Consider the following 17633-nt stretch of genomic DNA (forward strand, 5'->3'; position numbering starts at 1 on the left):
CTCAGGGACCTCCCGGCGTGCCGCCGGGCATGCTGCGCGATGCGGTCTGCTCGCTGGCTTCTCCGGTGACGACCCGGTCGCCCTCATCGAGGCCGGACCTGATCTCGACCGTGGTGCGGTCATTGAGGCCGGTCTTGACCTCGCGCTCGCGCACGTCACCCGACGCATCGAGGGTGCGGACGGTGCTGCGGCCGTCGGATTTCCGCATCAGCGCGAGCGCGGGGATGACCTTCACGCGCTTGGCCTCACCGGTGATGATGTGCACCTCGGCGGTCATGTAGGTCCGCAGCGAAAGGTCCTTGTTGGGGACGTTGAAGACGCCGATGTAGTAGATGGCGGTGCTGGTGGAGCTCGATGAACTCGAACTCGTGCTCGAACTCGACGTGGTGGTCGAGGAGAAGCTGGCGTCGCTCTTGATCGATTCGGGCGCCGGCTCGATCTGTTCCAGCCTGGACTCGTAGCGATGGTCCTGGTCGCCGAGGATGGTGAAATACAGCGCCTGGCCCGGCTTGACCTTGACGATGTCGGCCTCGGAGATCTCCGCCCGCACCGTCATGGTCTCGAGCTGGCCGAGCACGACGATGGTCGGGGCGGACTGTACCGCGTTGACCGTCTGTCCCTCCTGCACCACGGTGGCGAGCACCGTGCCGTCGATGGGCGCGGTGATCCTGGTGTAGTCGAGGTTGACCCGCGCCGTCTCGACGCTGGCTTCGGCTCCCACGATCAGAGCTTCGAGCGCGGCAATCTGGGCGCGGGTCTGCCGCACCGTCGAATCCGCGCTGTCGAAATCGCTGCGCGAGGTGGCGCGCTGCGCCAGTGTCGCCTGCTGCCGCGCGAGGTTGGCTTCCGCCAGCACCAACGCGGCTTCCTTCTCGAGTTTCTGAGCGCGGTAGTTCTTGAGCGAAGCTTCCGAACTGCGCAGATCGTTCTGCTTGGTGACGGGGTCGATCTGGGCGATGACGTCGCCGGCCTTGACCGTGTCGCCGACGCGGACATTGAGGGCGGTGATCCGGCCCGACACCTGCGCGCCGACGGCAGTCAGGCGTGCCGGCTTGAGCGTGCCGCTGGCGAGCACCTCCTCGCGCAGATCGCTGACGGTGACCGGCGCGGTGATATAGGACTGTGCCTTGCTCGACGTCGCCGGAAAGCGCATGGCGGCCACCACCCCGGTTGCCACGACGGCAACCACCGCGGCGGCAATCTTCACGCGCTTGGCGGTGATGATATCAGTCACTTCACCGTCTCCCGGAAGTGTGGTCCTGTATTGGTGTCCACGATGATCGGCGTCGATGTGTCGACCGGATCGGACCAGCCGCCGCCGAGCGCCTTCGCGAGCGAAATGTAATCCTTGGCCGCGGACACCTTGCTCTGGATCAGCGAATCCTCAGCCGAGTAGAGAGAGCGTTCGGCGTCCAGCACGTCGATGAAGCTGGCGCTGCCGGTCTCGAACAGCGATCGCGACAGCCGGGCGGCCTCGCGATAGTTCTTTGCTGCCTCGGCCAGCTTGACCCCGCGAACGCGCTCCTGCGAAATCGACACCAGCGCGTTCTCGACGTCTTCAAAGGCGGTGAGCAGGGTCGAATGGAACGTCGCGAACGCCTGGTCGCGTTGTGCTTCGGCGATCTTGACGGTCGCCAGGCGCTTGCCCGCGTCGAACACCGGCACCGTGACCGAGGGGCCCACCGACCAGCTCACGTTGGAATATTTTGCGAGATCGCCGGCGCGCAGCGCAGAGGTGCCGACCGAGCCGGTCAGCGACACCGCAGGATAGCGGTCGGCCTCGGCCGCGCCGATCTTGGCGGTAGCCTGGGCGAGCTTGCGCTCGGCGCTGGCGACGTCGGGGCGGCTCATGAGGAGATCGGCGGGCAGGCCCGTGGGCAGCGGCATGCGCGGTGCAGGCACGGGCGCGGACCGTGCCATCAGCGAAGCGACGCCGTCAGGCGGTCGTCCGAGCAGGATGCCGAGCCGGTGAATGTCGGCCGCGAGCGCCGCCTGATAGGTCGGAACGTTCGCCTCCGTGCTCGCCGCTTGTGCGGTCGCCTTGGCGAGATCGACGGCGTTGCCGCTGCCGGCCTCGTATTTGCTGCGGGTGAGCTTTTCGGTGTCGCGCTGCGAGACCGATGTTCGCTGCGCCAGCGCGATCCGCGCCTGGTAGCCGCGCGCCTCCACGTAATAGGCGGCAACGTCGCCGATCAGCGTGACGAGGCTGTCGCGCAGATCCTCCTCTGCCGATTGCTGCCCGCGCACCGCTGCCTCGATGCTCCGTTGCGTGCCGCCGAACAGGTCGAGCTCCCAGCTCGAATCGAAGCTCGCCTGGTGCAGCGCGTAGGGCGCTGTGTCGACAACGGCCGAGGCGGAGCCCGCGCTGGTCTTGTTGTTGGTCACCGAGGCCGAGCCGCTGACGGAGGGAAACAGGCCGGCGCCGGTCTGTTGCACCGTTGCGCGCGCCTCGCGCACGACCGCCTTGGCCTTGGCGACATCGGGGTTGGCATCGACCGCCTGTTCGATCAGCTGGTTGAGCAGGGGGTCGCGCAGCCGCAGCCACCAGCGATCCAGCGTGCCGGCTTGCCGCCGGGACGTGGGTCGCACGCTCCAGTGCGACGGCATGTCCAGCCCGGGCGGCCCGGCATAATCCGGCCCGACGGCGCAGCCAGCCAATGTGGCACCCAGCATCAGCGCGACGCAGGCCGATCCGGCGCGCGACAGGCCGGCGCGCAGTGGGGGCGGCGTCGGGTGATGGTTCTCCTCTGTGGATGGCGTGAGAACTGCGGCGAACAAGTGTGACGGCATCAAATCGGTTGAGATCCATGGGCCTGGCCGCGGGACGTGCGGTGCCCATGGCCTTCGGAAGGGTACGACGAACAGGGCCCACTAGCCGCGCGATCGTGGCCTTTCGGCAGCCGGAATGTTGCTGGATGTAAACAGATGTTGCGGGGCATCTCGGGCCCGCCGCACGGTGCCTGCCGGGCCAGACATCGACCCTGTTTTGCCGCTGCGTCAAGCCCTCCTTGCAAAAATATTCCACTTTACCGAAATTCGGATTTGACGTATGTGTCACCCATCCCGGCTCATCCTTGAGGGGCGGTCGTGTGGTCGTCATTGTCGCGAGCCGGGCTTGCGGTGGACGCGGCAGCGTCGTGCACGAGAGTCAGGGCGGGGCGGATTGCTCTCCGTGAGCCCGAAGCTGCGTGCGGACGAGCGGCGCTGTCAGGTTCGTCGTGCCAGCATTTCGGCGGCAAAGTGCACAACGCCGTCGAACCCTGTGGCGCCAACGAACCGCGCGTGCGGCAAAACCGTGTGGTCCTGGCCGTCGTTGCTACGGTCAAGCTCTTGCGGAGGCGGCAGTCGCGTCAACCGGCGCGGTGCCGGTGAATTCCGCGGGAGTGAGGGAGGCCAGAACGAACTCGGCTCCCGGGAGAGCACGGCATAAGCCGTCCGACCATCGCGCAGGGAAGGCCGTGTGTTGGGCTTCACCTGTATGCTGCTGTGCGGTTTTCTGCGTGTGCTCTATGCGCAGCAGACCGCGGGTGCCGCCGGCACTCGGCCTTCCCTGCGCCCTCTTGGCTCGAGAGGGTGGAACGACGAAGCAAAGCTCGGGCGGAATGAGCTGCGAGGATGCGAAGCCGTGTCTGCGATACAACATGCGTGTTGGAAGAGCGGCACCGCCGCCTCATTCTCTCATTGCGAGCGCAGCGAAGCAATCCAGAATCCCTCCGCGGTGACAGCCTGGATTGCTTCGCTGCGCTCGCAATGACGACGTCGACAGAGCGTGCGCCATACTCCATTCTCGTGCCCCGGACGCAGCGCAGCGCTCCTTCAGCGGTGCGCTGCAGAGCCGGGGTCCACGTCGCCGCGCCGTGCCGCCTGGCCCTGGGTCCCGGCTCTGCGCCGCAACGCATGCGCGTTGCGGCTTGTCCGGGACACCAGAGCGCCGGATCACCACGAAATCGGAATCCTCTGTGCAAATCCGCCCAGGTCCGAATCCGGGCTCAGCGGTTGACGGTCGAGCGGCCGGTTGTTGTTCCCGCGTGCGAACGAGGTGCCGGGCGGCAAGGCGTAGTCGGTGAACTTACGCTCCCCGGGAAGCACTTCGGTCCCGCCATCCAGCCACGACCGCTTGCTTACGTAGATGCGCGTATGCGGGCCGGACTGGTAGGACCGATTGGGCCCGTGCGGACCATACTCATAGACCACATCATGCGTCGCTTGCTGTCGATCGCGCTTGCGCGTGGCTGCGGCATGAGCGGTGAGGGTCGAGGTGAGGAGGACGACCAGCACCGTTCTGGTCATGACAAGCGTGTTCATCGGCAAATGCCCCGTGCGAATTCCTGATGCCGTCGCCTCTCGCACCGACTTCAAAGGCTGTAAAGAATTCAGGCGTTGCGGGATGTTGCTGCGCGCTTGCCTGGTCGGCCCGTACGAGACCGTCCGCACGTCGGCCGCTGGCCGCGGAAGGCTCGCGCGGTCGTCAGGGCGCCGTATTCGCGCGGCCGACCCGCCAATCAATTTCAACGACCGGAAACAGTACAGCAATCTCAAAGCCACATCGCGGCCACAGCCGTTTCGTTTCAGAGCAAGAGGTGCTCTTGAGGTGTGGAATGTCGGTGTTGCGGGGCTTGCTGATCGCGGTGGCGATGAGTGGTGTATCGATTGCGAGTTCAATTCCCGTCGTGCTGTTGCCGCAGCCGGCGGCTGCGCAGAGCGTGGAGACGATTGTGGTCGAAGGCAATCGCCGCGTGGCGGCCGAGACGGTCCGCTCGTATTTCAAACCCGGCCCCGGCGGTCGCCTCGATCAATCCGCCCTCGATGACGGACTCAAGGCGTTGATCGGGACAGGTCTGTTCCAGGACGTGAAGATCAGTCAGTCCGGCGGCCGCCTCGTGGTGTCGGTGACGGAAAATGCCGTGATCGGCCGCGTTGCCTTCGAGGGCAACAAGAAGATCAAGGACGAGCAACTTTCGGCCGAGATCCAGACCAAGCCGCGCGGGACCTTCTCGCGGGCGCTGGTACAATCCGACACGCTGCGTATCGCCGAGATCTATCGCCGGTCCGGCCGCTACGACGTGCGCGTCACGCCCGAAATCATCGAGCAGCCGAGCAATCGCGTCGATCTCATCTTCACGATCGAGGAGGGCGCCAAGACGCCGGTCAAGTCCGTCGAATTCATCGGCAACAGCGCCTTCTCGGCCTCGCGGTTGCGCGACATCATCAAGACGCATGAAAGCAATCTGCTCAGCTTTCTCGGCAGCAACGACATCTATGATCCCGACCGGGTCGAGGCCGACCGTGACCTGATCCGCCGCTTCTACCTCAAGAACGGCTTCGCCGACGTCCAGGTCGTCGCCGCGCTCACCGAATACGATCCCGAGAAAAAGGGCTTTCTCGTCACCTTCAAGATCGAGGAGGGCGCGCAGTATCGTGTCGGCGCGGTCGACTTCCGCTCGAGCATTCCGAACTTCGATCCATCCTCGCTGCGCGTCTATTCGCGCGTCCATGTCGGTTCGCTCTACAACGTCGAATCGGTCGAGAAGTCGACCGAAGACATGCAGATCGAGGCCTCGCGCCGCGGCTATGCCTTTGCCCTGGTTCGTCCCGGCGGCGACCGCAATTTCGAGGCGCGCACCGTCTCCGTCGTGTTCAGCGTCGACGAGGGCCCGCGAACCTATATCGAGCGCATCAACCTGCGCGGTAACACGCGCACGCGCGACTACGTGATCCGCCGCGAATTCGATCTCTCGGAGGGGGACGCCTACAACCGCGCGCTGGTCGACCGTGCCGAGCGGCGGCTGAAGAACCTCGACTATTTCAAGAGCGTGAAGATCACGGCCGAGCCGGGCTCGTCGAGCGACCGCGTCATCCTGATCGTGGACATGGAAGAGAAATCGACCGGCGACTTCTCGATCTCGGGCGGCTACTCCACCACCGACGGCGCGCTGGCCGAGGTGTCGGTCTCCGAGCGCAATCTGCTCGGCAAAGGGCTCTACGGCAAGGCGACCGTCAGCTACGGCCAGTATTCGCGCGGCATATCGCTGTCCTTCGTCGAGCCCTATCTGCTCGACTACCGCCTGGCGCTCGGATTCGACACCTATTGGCGCCAGCAATTGGCGAACAGCTACACGAGCTACGGCGTGACGACGCTGGGCTTTTCTCCGCGCCTGGGCTTTGCGTTGCGCGAGGATCTCTCACTCCAGCTCCGCTATTCGCTCTATCAGCAGAGCATCACGCTCGCCAGCGCCTACAACAATTGCAACAACAACGCATCGAACACGTCGCTGGCCTTCAATCCGACGCCGGCCTACATCAGGAGCGTTCTGGGCGGCGTGGACCCGACCAATTCCACGGATTCGGGCGTTTACGGATACGGCTGCTATGGCGACGGTGAGTCGAGTCTGCCGGTCCGGAGAGAGCTGGCGAACGGCGCGACCTGGACGTCGGCGCTCGGCTACACGCTGAACTACAACACGCTCGACAACACGAAGAATCCCACGGACGGGTTGCTGGTCGACTTCAAGCAGGATTTCGCGGGTGTCGGCGGTGACGTCACCTATCTGAAGACGGCGTTGGATACCAAATACTACACGGCGCTCGTGTCCGACATCGTCAGCGTGATCCATCTCCAGGGCGGTCTCCTCAGCAAGCTCGGCAACCAGGACCTGCGCATGCTGGATCACTTCCAGATGGGGCCGAACCTCGTGCGCGGCTTCGCGTCCAACGGTATCGGTCCGCGCGACATCACCTATTGGAGCCTGGGCTCGAGCGGCGATGCGCTCGGCGGCACGAAATACTGGGGCGCGTCGATGGAGTTGCAGATGCCGTTCTGGTTCCTGCCCAAGGAAGTCGGCCTGAAGGGCGCGGTCTACGCCGATGCCGGATCGCTCTGGGGCTACCAGGGGCCGACCTCCTGGTCGGCCACGGGCGAGGTCAACACCAAGGCCTGCCCGACCTGCGGACTGCAATACGACGACGGCAATCTGGTGCGGTCGTCCGTCGGCGTCGGCCTGATCTGGGCCTCGCCGTTCGGGCCGCTGCGCTTCGACTATGCCGTTCCGCTGACGAAAGGCAAATACGACACGGTTCAGGAGTTCAGGTTTGGGGGCGGCACTTCGTTCTAGTTGGGCGCCCGCCGCTGTGCGCGGCTGCGGCCTTCGTGCGGGGGCGCCGGACGATCGCGAGTGCGGCGCCGGAGCACAACCAGGTGCTCTCAGCAGCCTCGCTCCGTGCTCGCGGCGTTTAGTTCATCATCGCGGGCGCTGGACGCCAGTTTTCACTGGACTCGATGATGCCAGGGAGATCGACGGCCTCGCCGGCGATCATGCCCGACATCTGCCAGAACAGGTGCGCGAGGCGAGAGAACACCATCCGCTCGCGCTCGGCATCAGAGGTGCCGTCGGGAATCGTCACGGTCTCCAGGCCGACCACCTTCTTGAAATCCGGCCAGATCGTCATTGACTGCGCGATCACGGAATAGCAGCGCGGATCCTCGTCGCTCTCGTCGGGCGCCGGCGGCAGGCCCGGATATTGCGTCGGCGCGGCGTAGAATTTGTATGCACCATAGCCGAGCCGGAGCAGGAATTTTTCCGGGGCGGCGACGTCGGCGGCAAACGACACCAGCCGAGGCTCGCTCAGCACGTCGGCTTCGATCGCGCTGAGGTCGGACGCGCGCAGCGCCGAGCAGAAGGTGAGATCGCGATTGTGTTCGCGGAGCAGACTGGCCAGCGGCCGCTGCTGTTGCACGGTGTCGGTGAGCAGGATGATGGTCTTGAGCATCGTGAGGTGTCCGTCAGGGGAAGAGATGGCGGGCGGTCATGACCGCTTTGTCGGAAGCGTGGGTCGCAAAGAAGTCGTTGGCGATGCGCTGTCCCGGCGCGATCTCCAGGATGCGGCAGCGCGCCTGGGCGGCGGCTTCGCGGGCGGCGCCGACGTCGTCCTGCCAGGCGCAGAGGGACAGTTCGAGCCGGCCGTAGCCGCCGCAATTGGCGGCATAGGCGCCCGTCACGGCTTCCACGGTCGCAGCCACCGCGCCAGCGTCACTGGCGGAGACGTCCCGCAGGATCACGGCGATGCCGGGGCCGGTCTCGGCTTTCGAGGTCATGACCATGAAGGCGTCGCGAGCGCCGGTCCGTCCGGCGCGGCGGGCTGCGCGCGCGATGCCGGCAAAGCCGGGATCGGGACCGAGCTCCAGCGTCGTCGTTTGCTGGTCGTGCATGATCGTGGCACGCATCGCGCCGAGGTCACCCTGGAGCGCGTGGTAGGAGCGTGGCAGCCAGACGGTGTCGAGGGGCGCTTGCGAGGATGTCAGGCTCCAGGCCTGGTCGAGCAGATAGCCCTCCCAGATCGCAGGATAGGACGCGGCGAGCTGCTGCCAGGCGCGCAGCATCATCTCCGCAGCCTTGGTGCGGCCGAGATAGAGCGTGCGCGCCGACATCTCCCAGCGATTCCACTTGTGCAAGGCCACGTCGCAGCCGAGGAAGGACGGCAGCAGCGGCGCCTCGCGCACCACCGCGCCGGCTTCGACGAACAGAAGCGGCTCGCGGTACTTGTTCCACATCCGCATCATGAACTCGACCTTCTCGAAGCAGAGGATGCGGTCGCCGAGTTGGACCTCGATCGGCTCGATGTGGCAGGCGAGGTCAAACCGTTCGAGCGAATGCCGGAGCGCGAAGGCTGCTGTTGCGTCGCCGCCGCGCGGGTAGCAGGAGACGATCCGCGGACGGACGGTGGATGAATCGGGGGCGGCGAGGAACTTCGACCATCCGATCCCGCCCCACCACATTTCATGCGGGCCGTCCGCGCCGCAGGGGCCGACAGTGCCGAACTCGGTCAGCTTGGACTTGAGGAAGTCGAATCCGGGGTTCTCGCTTCTGGGAATGACGACGGCGCAGGCGGGCGTCAGCGAGCGGTAGAACAGCTCGGCGGCCGCACCGCTTGGCGGCTCCTTGAGGATGATGACGCCGCTCCGCCGGCACTCGCTGAAATCGTCGCGCGGCGCACCGTACTGCTTGAACAGCCAGTCCAGGCGGTCGCGCTGGGCCCGGCCGAGCCTCACGCCGCCGGACTGCAACAGCCGATCAAGGTCTTCGTCCGTCAATTCCGTACCCCCCGGTCTCAGCCCTGGACTTCAACGGTCGAGGCGATGCGATCAGGCGGGCTATTTGGGAGGGGCGCCAAGCGGCGTAATTGCCACGGAGTAGATCGCGATATCCTCGGTCATGGAGGCGACCGGGATCAGCAGGCAGCCATCCTCGCTTTCGGCGCGATAATGGTCGCCGTTCCGCTCTATCCCGGCGAAGACCAGGCTCTCGGCCGCGATGCCGACCACGCTCTGGCTTTCCGCGGCGTCGCGGACATCGGCGGCGCTCTGGATCGTCACGCCATGCAGCAGACCTTTGGCGGCGAATTTGGGCAGCGGCAGGACGATCGTGGCGATACCCATCGCACGCGAGACCGGAATACGGACGCGCAGCTCGCCGAGGCCGTTGTGGTGAACTGTCACCGTCTCCAGCGTCGCTTCGCCGTTCCCGCGAAACAGTCCGACCTGGACCGGGCCGCGGGGCCTTTCCTCGAAGACGTCGGCCGGCAGGCGGTTGGCGCCGAACAGCGTGTAGAGATAGGAGTGAGACGCCGACAGGCGCGCAAAGCAGCCTGCAAGCCACATCGGCGGTGCCGATGTCGTGCAGGCGGCTGAGAGACCGCGGGCGGTGATCTGCCGACGGATGTAGTCGCCGTCGATCATTGGCGCCAGCGCATGGGTGCCGAGATTGACGTCATGCTTCAGTTCGCCCAGCAGCGCCAGCTCGTCCTCATCAGGCAGCAGCAGAAGCCGGGCCAAGGTCGCCGCGCACCAGCGCGCGGCGACGTCGGGCGCGGCATAGGGGCTCAGACGAAAATCCACCGCGACCTGTTCGGCGCATTCCGCAAAGGCCAGCGTGCCGGCCTGGATGTCTGCCGCCAGCGTGATCTGGCTGATGGGTCGCGGATTGATCTCCCGCAGCACCGTGCCGCCGTCATAGTCCCGGACCGAACCGTCGGCCGAACAGCAGACCTGCTCCAGCAGCGCAATGTTGCGGATCAGCATGCGCTTCACATGGGGCGTGACGACGAGATCGGAGATGAAGCCCGTGGCGCTGTCCTCCTCCGCGACGTCGTCGAAGGCGTCATCGAGCGAGATCAGATAGGCGCCGTGGAGGCGTATGTTGAGGCCTTCCAGCTCGAAGATCCGACGCAGCGCCTTCTGCACGCTCCCGGAATAGCCGAGATCGGCGAGCACGAGATCGGTGCAGTCGTCGAAGCCGGGAATCACGTGGCGCAGATGGGAAAGCAACCTCGCGCGCAAGCCGGCCGCGAGCTCGCCGATCTCATCCGCTCCCATCAGCTCGGGTAGCGCCTCGGCAATCTCGAGGCCGGTCACGATCCCGTCGGGCGACTTCGCAAAGAACGCGGCGACCTTCGGCGGCAGGATCTTCATCATGTCGCGAAAGGTCGGAGCGTCGATCTTCAGGATCTTGCCCAAAAGATCGATGATCGGCTGCATCGTATCGGCGGAGGCGATCAGGCTGACGCGGCGGTTGATCTCGACATAGGCCGAAGTCATGCCGTGCAGCTGCTGCCAGATCCGGTGCGGCAGAAAGCCGTCGCGGCCGAGGAAGCCGAGGGCGACCTTTCGGCCGGGACCTGCGACCTCTTCGCAGCGCCGTGCAACAAAGGCATCGAATGCCTTCATCACCGGGCCGAGCACCGTCACTCCCAGATGGAAGGCCGGAGACCTCTCGGCGCTGCGCGCGACGACCATGCGCCGCAGGGTGCGTGCGCCGTGATCGAGCCGAGACGGCGCACCCGTGCACAACAGCTCGAACAGCGCGGTCTCGCGCTGAAACCTCGCTGCAAGCTCGGCGGTGGCCTGCGGGTAGTAGCGCGGGCGAATACCGTGGCGCTTCGCGCCCCTGATGTCGGCCTTCTCATTGTCGCCGACGTGAAAGGAGGCGCTGGCGTCGATGCTCTGCTCCGACAGATACGTCGCGAACAGCGCCTCGCTCTTGCTGCTGCCGTGGTCGCAGGATGCGTAGAGAAAGTCCCAGCTCAGGCCGGGATGACAAGCCCGCAGCAATCGCGCCAGCCGGTCGGAATCCCAATAGGTGTCGGAGATGAATCCGACGCGGTGGCCCGCGCGCTTCATGTCCTGATATTGCCGAAGCATGTCCGGATTGGCGCGGCAGAGCTCGATCTCCGCCGCAAACTCCGATTCGACCAGATCTGTCAGATCGCCGCGCGCCAGACCGAAGAGCCTGAATGGAAAATAGGAATAGATCTCGTCGATGTGCACTTCGCCCACGCCGCGTTTCTCCTTCGCGGTCCGGCGTGCACGCGATTCGGCCTGGATACGATGCTGAACGAAACTCGCGGAAACATTCGGACAAGATCGTGAAATGCCCGAAAGCTCGTAAGCCCTTTCAAACACGCCATCTGGCGTCGTGCAGGCGCGAAGCAGAAATGTATCGAAAACATCGAACGACCAGGCAGAAACAATTTGCGTGCGGCGCGCTGCGCCAGTCGTTGTGATCATCATGCCAGCAATCCCCGCCAATCAGAGCGATTAACGTGCGTGCGCGTGAGGTCAGGCGCCATGGGAGCGAAAAAAGTTCACGCGTGATTCAAAATCGCATTCGTCGTGACTGACAGATTCAAAAAAATCGCTAGGTTCGCAAAAGGTGATTCGGAAAAAATTGCCGGGTGCGAAAGTCGTCTCGCGTTCATTCACACTCGGAAACAATTGTCTCTTCACGCACCGAGCGCATATCGCGTTTGATCACCTAGTGCCGCGTAATGTCAGCGTTTTCTCTCGACGACATCTGCTCAGGATGAACGATCCGCCATGGCGCGAGACGATGTGATGATTGCAGGTACGACGCGCAAGATGATCGCGCGACCGGCAATTATTGCCCGATACTCGGCAAAAATGACCAGGTAACATCTTGAAAAACAACGGAAATTCACCGCCTGGATTGCTTTTGTCCCGCGTTCAACGCTTGGAAGCCGTGTGGCATGGGCGCCGCGGGCATTGCGGGTTGGAGGTTGCGGGATGAGTTACGCTGCTGATGTCTGGGCTCCCGCCGAGGCCGAGATCGCGACGACGGTGCCGGCCGAAGAGACGGTGCCGATGATGCCGTCCGCGCCGCTCGCGCCGGGCGGCGCGCCTGATGCCGCCGATGTCGTCTACGACGAGGACAGCGAACTCCTGGACAAGCTCGCCACCGGCGACGAAGTCGCATTCCGCATGCTGGTCGAGCGTCACATCGATCGCGCCTATGCCATTGCGCTGCGTATCGTCGGCAACGCCGCGGACGCCGAGGACGTGGTGCAGGATTCCATGCTCAAGATCTGGAGCCATCGCGGACGATGGCAGCACGGCCGCGCCAAATTCTCGACCTGGCTCTACCGTGTCATCTCCAACCGCTGCATCGATCTGCGTCGCAAGCCGCGCACCGAGAACGTCGAGGCCGTGCCGGAAGTCGCCGACAATCAGCCCGGCGCCGTCGAGCACATCGAGCGCAACGAGCTGAACGACATGCTGGAGCTCGCGATGCAGCGCCTGCCCGAGCAACAGCGCGTCGCGGTGATCCTGTCCTACCACGAAAACATGAGCAACGGCGAGATTGCCCAGGTGATGGATACAACCGTCGCCGCCGTCGAGTCGCTGCTCAAGCGCGGCCGCCAGCAGCTTCGCCAGCTCCTGCGCAAGCACGAGCGCGACATCCGCACCGCGTTTACCGACTGCTAACCATAAAAATCGCCTCGCAAAGATTTTCGCGCCTGATCTCCTCGCGCTCCGCCGTTTGAGCGAACGGACGGGGCTGCGGTCCGCGTCGTCGTAAGTCGAGTCCCACGAAGCGGCACGCCGTGCCCATCAAACAGGAGCTTCAGATGCCCGCAATCAACACCAACACTGCCGCCAATGCGGCAGTCCGCTATCTCAACATCAACTCCGCGCAGGAAACCAGCTCGCTGTCGAAGCTGTCGAGCGGCTCGCGGATCACCTCCGCATCCGACGACGCCGCCGGTCTCGCGATCTCCACCCGCATCTCTTCGGACGTCACCACGCTGCAGCAGGCCGCGACCAACGCCTCGCAGGCGACCGCGATTCTCCAGACCGCCGACGGCGGCGCCTCCAACATCTCCGACATTCTCGCACGCATGAAGTCGCTGGCTTCGGAATCGGCTTCGGGCACCACGACCGACTCCAGCCGCGCCTACATCAATTCGGAGTTCACGCAGCTCACGGCCGAAATCGACTCGATCGCGTCCGGCACCCGCTATTCCAGCCAAAGCCTGCTCGACGGCTCGAGCGTGTTCGCCTCCGGCGTCTCCGTTCTGGTCGGCTCCTCGGGCTCGGATACCATCACCATCACTCTCACGAGCCTCACGGCCTCTTCGCTCGGCGTGTCTTCGCTCGACGTGAGCACGCTGTCGGACGCGACCTCGGCGTTGACCGCGCTGGATACTGCGATCGACACGGTCTCCGCGGCCCGTGCCAGCATCGGCGCCCAGGAGTCCCGCTTCAATTTCAGCGCCGACTCGATCTCGACCCAGACCCAGAACCTGCAGTCGGCGAACTCGGCGATCAAGGACGTCGATATCGCGGCCGAGCAGTCCAAGCTCTCCTCCGCGGAAGTGAAGACCCAGGCCGCGGTGTCGGCGCTGGCGGCGGCGAACCAGATGCCGCAATACCTGCTCAAGTTGCTGGGCTGATGAAGATCCGAACGGGCCGGCATGATGCCGGCCCGTCCACTATCAGGGACCTCGTCGCAAAGTGGCCACCGTCAGTTCGAGCACCAGCAGCGCAAGTTCGGCAGTCTCCGTCACCACGAGCGGGACCACCAATTCGAGCAGTATCGACTGGTCCGCGCTGATCCAGGCCGCCGTCGATGCGAAGACCGCGCAGGCGGACACGATCTCGACGACGATCACGAACAACGAGGCCAAGATCTCGGCCTACCAGACGCTCCAGAGCGATCTGAAGACGCTGTATTCCGGCTTGGCGTCGCTTTCGACTGCGGTGGTCAACTCGCTGTCCACAAGCGCCTTTGCGACGCGCTCGGCGAGCATCGGCTCGACCGGCGACGTCAGCGCCTCCTCGGCGCTCTCGATGAGCATCAAGAGCGGGGCCGCGATCGGCGACCACACGCTGACGATCAGCCAGATCGCCACCGCGCAGAAGGTGTCCGGTGCCTCGCAATCGAGCCAGACCGACGAGCTCGGCTATTCCGGCACGTTTTCCATCGGTCTGGAGGGCGGGGCTACGTCCGACATCACGGTCACCAGCACGATGTCGCTACAGGACGTCGTCGATGCCATCAATGCGCAGACCTCGACCACCAACGTCCAGGCCTCCATCGTGCAGGTGTCCAGCACGTCATTTCAGATGGTGCTGACCGGCACCGCGGATGCGGCGGACATCACCTATTCCAGCACGTCCGGCGACGACATCATGAACGAGCTCGGCGTGACCGACAGCTCGGGCAGCTTCACCAACGTCATTCAGGAGGCACAGTCGGCCGAATTCACGCTGGACGGCATTTCGATGACCCGCGACACCAACGACATCACCGACGTTCTGAGCGGGGTCACCTTCAGCCTGCTCCAGGCGACGCCGGACGGAACCTCGCTGAACATCAGTATCGAGACCGACACCAGCCAGATCCAATCGGCGCTGGAGACCTTCGTCACGAACTACAATGCCTTTCGCGACGAGGTCATCGCCCAGCAGACGACCGCGACCGACGGCACCGCAGATTCGAGCGCGGTCCTGTTCGGCGACGGAACCATGCGCAACATCATGGATGCGCTCCAGAACGCCCTGAACAGCACCGTGGGCGGCATGACGATGGCCGATCTCGGCCTGTCCTTCAACGAGAAGAACGAGCTCGAGCTCGACACCAGCACGTTGTCGGAGATCCTGAGCACCAACCTGAGCGGCGTGACCGAACTGCTGTCGGCGCAAACCACGACGTCGTCGAGCCAGCTCAGCGTCGTCAACACCGGGACGTCGCCGCAATCCTTCACCCTGGAACTGACCGTCGATTCCGACGGCAACCTGTCCGCGGCCTCGGTCGGCGGCGACTCCTCGCTGTTTACCGTCAGCGGCACCACGATCATCGGTGCGTCCGGCTCGATCTATGCCGGCATGGCCTTCACCTATAGCGGCTCGACCTCGCAGTCGATCACGGTAACCTCGACCACCGGGATTGCATCGCAGATCTACGAGATTGCGAAGAACTATTCGTCATCGACCGGCGCACTGCAGACGCAAATCACCAGCCTGACGACGCGCGACGACGAGCTCCAGCAAAAGGTCGATGACATCAACAGCGCCGCGGCGACGCTGCAGTCGCAGCTGCAGACGCAGTACGCGAAATACCAAGCCGCGATCGAGAGTGCGAACAGCACGCTCGATTATCTCAAGGCCCTGCTCAACAGCTCGAGTGATTGATGATGCATAATCCGATGACGTACATGGCCAACCAGGCCTATCGGGGAACGGCAACGACTGTACCGCCGCTCAAGGCGGTCTCGATGCTGCTCGGCGGCACGATCACGTCTCTCCAGAAATCGCTCGCCGCCCAGGAGGCAAGGCGTTTCGAGGAAGGGCACGAGCACCTGATGAAGGCGACCGCGATCCTGCGTGGGCTCAGCCACAACCTCGATTTCGCCAAAGGCGGCGACGTGGCGGAGCGGCTGTTCCAGACCTACAACGCGATGATCCTGGCGAGCCACAAGGCCTATGGCCGTCCGCACGCCCGCCAAAGTTTCGGCCGCATCATCGCCGGGCTGACCGAGCTGCGGGAGGCCTGGGAGTTCGTCGACACGACCGTGCGGGGCGGCAAGCCTGGGCCAGCCGATTCGGCCCGCAAGGGCTGAAGACGTTTGCCCCAATGCGACGCGGAGGAGGGCAGGCGTCATCCAGCCCGCCGTTTCCGTCGCTTTCCACAGTGCTGCGGCGCTTTCGGCGGCCGAGGCCGCCGAAATCCGGTTTCCGCCGCGCCCGCAATGCTTTATGACGGGCCTGACCGAGGCGGGATCGGCGGGCGATGGACGTCACCGAGTTTGAGGAACTGATCGATCGGCTGGGCGAGGATCTCTCCCTCTGGCCCGACGACCGGCGCTTGCCCGCCGAAGAGCTGCTGTCGCGATCGTCCGCTGCTCAGGCCCTGCTGGAAGAGGCGCGCGCCCTGCGCCTTGCGCTCGCGGCACCGCCGGTGCGCGCGCCGGCAGGCCTCGCCGACCGCATCGTCGCTGCGGCCGCGAAAACGAAAGATGACACTGCCGAGCCGCGCACCGAAGGCGAGACGGCGGAGAGCTGATCAGCTTCGAGTGAATCTCGTTGCTGGCTCAATGTCTCGCCGCTTGCGGCAGGGCTATCGCATTTGAGAGCTTTTCCTGCGGCCATCCTTCGAGACGCCCGCCTTTGGCGGGCCCTCAGGATGAGGACTGAGAGCGCGGCAGCAATTTCAGCGGGCGCCGATGCCACTCAGCCTCATCCTGAGGAGACTGCGAAGTGGTCGTCTCGAAGGACGAGGCGCTCGCTCAGGCCCTCGCCAAGAACTCATATGCGATAGCCCTGCCGCTCGCGGGAAGAGATCGAACTCGGATGAGGAGGACTCTGCGCGAGTCCAACTGCCACCGTCCTCGCGGCGACTTCTCCTCATCCTCATCCGCACCCTCTCCCCGCAGGCGGGGCGAGGGAACGCGCCGCCACCGTCGCCGCAAATCAGCTTGAGCCAGCCGCATTTCAAACGCGGGCACACGGCAGATTTTGCCGTGTCGAAAGCCGCGTGAATCGCCGCCTGAATCCGCACGCCCACCCGTTTCATCAGCACACAGATTTCATGCGCCGCGAGCCGACACTGGTCGCCGGCAGCAAGAGAAGGCCGGAGTCTCCGATGACCGTTTCCGCCGTGAGTTCTGCAACGACTGCGACCACCACGACATCGTCGTCGTCGAGCGCGTCGTCCAATTCGACGCTGACATCCAGCGATTTCCTGACCCTGCTGGTCAGCGAGCTGCAGAACCAGAATCCGCTGGATGCGACCTCGACCACCGACCTCGTCAATCAGCTCACCTCCTACGCCAATTTCACCTCGCAGCAGTCGATCAACTCCAACTTGTCGTCGCTGGCGAGCTCGTTCTCGAGCCTCGTGACGCTGAACTCGGTGAACTATATCGGCCACACCGTCGAGGCGAAGTCCGATACGGCGACCTTGAGCAACGGCGCGGCGACCTATGGCTACTCGCTGTCGTCGACCGCTTCGGACGTCTCGATCAGCATCTCGGATTCCTCCGGGAATGTCGTCTACACCGGCACCGGCACCGGCAACTCCGGCTCCAACAGCTTCACCTGGGACGGCAAGGACTCAAGCGGCAACCAGCTCTCCGACGGTGGCAAGTACACCATCTCGGTGACGGCGACGGACACTGCCGGCAACTCGGTTCTCAATTACACGACTGTCAGCGGCACGGTGACCGGCATCGACACCTCGACGTCCACGCCCTCGCTCACGGTGAACGGTGTCGCGGTCAGCGCCGCCAACATCCTCGGCGTCACATCCTGATCTCACGTCCTGATTTCCTCGGAGCTTCAT

At 64.6% G+C, this 17633-nt stretch carries 13 protein-coding genes; 7 read left to right on the forward strand and 6 right to left on the reverse strand.

The features are described from left to right. Position 1: 1 nt before the first annotated feature. The 3 genes from AC1RQP_RS29250 to AC1RQP_RS29260 form a co-directional block, all read right to left on the reverse strand. Positions 2–1234, reverse strand: coding sequence for an efflux RND transporter periplasmic adaptor subunit (locus tag AC1RQP_RS29250; protein ID WP_492940116.1), 1233 nt, complete (start codon positions 1232–1234; stop codon positions 2–4). Further along, positions 1231–2790: an efflux transporter outer membrane subunit gene (locus AC1RQP_RS29255; protein ID WP_492940118.1), complete on the reverse strand. Its 1560-nt coding sequence runs from the start codon at positions 2788–2790 to the stop codon at positions 1231–1233. Before AC1RQP_RS29255 ends, AC1RQP_RS29250 begins: the two co-directional genes overlap by 4 nt. 1146 nt (positions 2791–3936) lie before the next feature. Beyond that, entirely contained in the window at positions 3937–4305 is a 369-nt protein-coding gene (locus AC1RQP_RS29260; protein ID WP_492940120.1) for a hypothetical protein, read from the reverse strand. A 329-nt stretch (positions 4306–4634) separates the two neighbouring features. Here AC1RQP_RS29260 and bamA point away from each other — a divergent pair, with 329 nt between their 5' ends. Beyond that, positions 4635–7112, forward strand: coding sequence for an outer membrane protein assembly factor BamA (gene bamA, locus AC1RQP_RS29265; protein ID WP_492940385.1), 2478 nt, complete (start codon positions 4635–4637; stop codon positions 7110–7112). A gap of 118 nt (positions 7113–7230) precedes the next feature. Here the strand turns inward: bamA and AC1RQP_RS29270 are convergent, their stop codons facing one another. The 3 genes from AC1RQP_RS29270 to AC1RQP_RS29280 are packed head-to-tail and all read right to left on the reverse strand — an operon-like array spanning position 7231 to position 11329. Then, positions 7231–7767 (reverse strand): hypothetical protein, encoded by a 537-nt coding sequence (locus tag AC1RQP_RS29270; RefSeq protein WP_492940122.1) that lies wholly within the window; start codon positions 7765–7767, stop codon positions 7231–7233. Between the two features lie 13 nt (positions 7768–7780). Further along, positions 7781–9088, reverse strand: coding sequence for a hypothetical protein (locus AC1RQP_RS29275; RefSeq protein WP_492940124.1), 1308 nt, complete (start codon positions 9086–9088; stop codon positions 7781–7783). A gap of 60 nt (positions 9089–9148) precedes the next feature. Beyond that, positions 9149–11329, reverse strand: coding sequence for a hypothetical protein (locus tag AC1RQP_RS29280; protein WP_492940126.1), 2181 nt, complete (start codon positions 11327–11329; stop codon positions 9149–9151). A gap of 747 nt (positions 11330–12076) precedes the next feature. Between AC1RQP_RS29280 and AC1RQP_RS29285 the strand changes: the two genes are divergently transcribed. The 6 genes from AC1RQP_RS29285 (at position 12077) to AC1RQP_RS29310 (ending at position 17603) form a co-directional block, all read left to right on the forward strand. Further along, entirely contained in the window at positions 12077–12775 is a 699-nt protein-coding gene (locus AC1RQP_RS29285; protein ID WP_492940128.1) for an RNA polymerase sigma factor, read from the forward strand. Positions 12776–12918: 143 nt separating this feature from the next. Further along, on the forward strand, positions 12919–13743 hold the full coding sequence (locus AC1RQP_RS29290) for a flagellin (protein ID WP_239625856.1): 825 nt from the start codon (positions 12919–12921) through the stop codon (positions 13741–13743). A 61-nt stretch (positions 13744–13804) separates the two neighbouring features. Then, entirely contained in the window at positions 13805–15484 is a 1680-nt protein-coding gene (fliD, locus tag AC1RQP_RS29295; RefSeq protein WP_239625854.1) for a flagellar filament capping protein FliD, read from the forward strand. Beyond that, positions 15484–15912, forward strand: coding sequence for a flagellar export chaperone FliS (locus AC1RQP_RS29300; RefSeq protein ID WP_239625852.1), 429 nt, complete (start codon positions 15484–15486; stop codon positions 15910–15912). The genes fliD and AC1RQP_RS29300 overlap by 1 nt, the downstream gene beginning before the upstream one ends. Positions 15913–16082: 170 nt before the next feature. Continuing rightward, positions 16083–16355 carry a hypothetical protein gene (locus AC1RQP_RS29305; RefSeq protein WP_239625850.1) on the forward strand — a complete coding sequence of 91 codons (273 nt, stop codon included), beginning with the start codon at positions 16083–16085 and terminating at the stop codon, positions 16353–16355. 579 nt (positions 16356–16934) lie between these two features. Continuing rightward, positions 16935–17603, forward strand: coding sequence for a flagellar hook assembly protein FlgD (locus tag AC1RQP_RS29310; RefSeq protein ID WP_239625848.1), 669 nt, complete (start codon positions 16935–16937; stop codon positions 17601–17603). Positions 17604–17633: the final 30 nt, after the last annotated feature.

It is taken from the genome of Bradyrhizobium sp. GW821-FHT13H06 (assembly GCF_058803975.1).

Coding starts and splice junctions, on each gene's coding strand:
- AC1RQP_RS29255 (WP_492940118.1), bottom strand. CDS start 2,790: ATGCCGTCACACTTGTTCGCCGCAGTTCTCACGCCATCCACAGAGGAG.
- AC1RQP_RS29260 (WP_492940120.1), bottom strand. CDS start 4,305: ATGAACACGCTTGTCATGACCAGAACGGTGCTGGTCGTCCTCCTCACC.
- bamA (WP_492940385.1), top strand. CDS start 4,635: ATGAGTGGTGTATCGATTGCGAGTTCAATTCCCGTCGTGCTGTTGCCG.
- AC1RQP_RS29270 (WP_492940122.1), bottom strand. CDS start 7,767: ATGCTCAAGACCATCATCCTGCTCACCGACACCGTGCAACAGCAGCGG.
- AC1RQP_RS29285 (WP_492940128.1), top strand. CDS start 12,077: ATGAGTTACGCTGCTGATGTCTGGGCTCCCGCCGAGGCCGAGATCGCG.
- AC1RQP_RS29290 (WP_239625856.1), top strand. CDS start 12,919: ATGCCCGCAATCAACACCAACACTGCCGCCAATGCGGCAGTCCGCTAT.
- AC1RQP_RS29300 (WP_239625852.1), top strand. CDS start 15,484: ATGATGCATAATCCGATGACGTACATGGCCAACCAGGCCTATCGGGGA.
- AC1RQP_RS29305 (WP_239625850.1), top strand. CDS start 16,083: ATGGACGTCACCGAGTTTGAGGAACTGATCGATCGGCTGGGCGAGGAT.
- AC1RQP_RS29310 (WP_239625848.1), top strand. CDS start 16,935: ATGACCGTTTCCGCCGTGAGTTCTGCAACGACTGCGACCACCACGACA.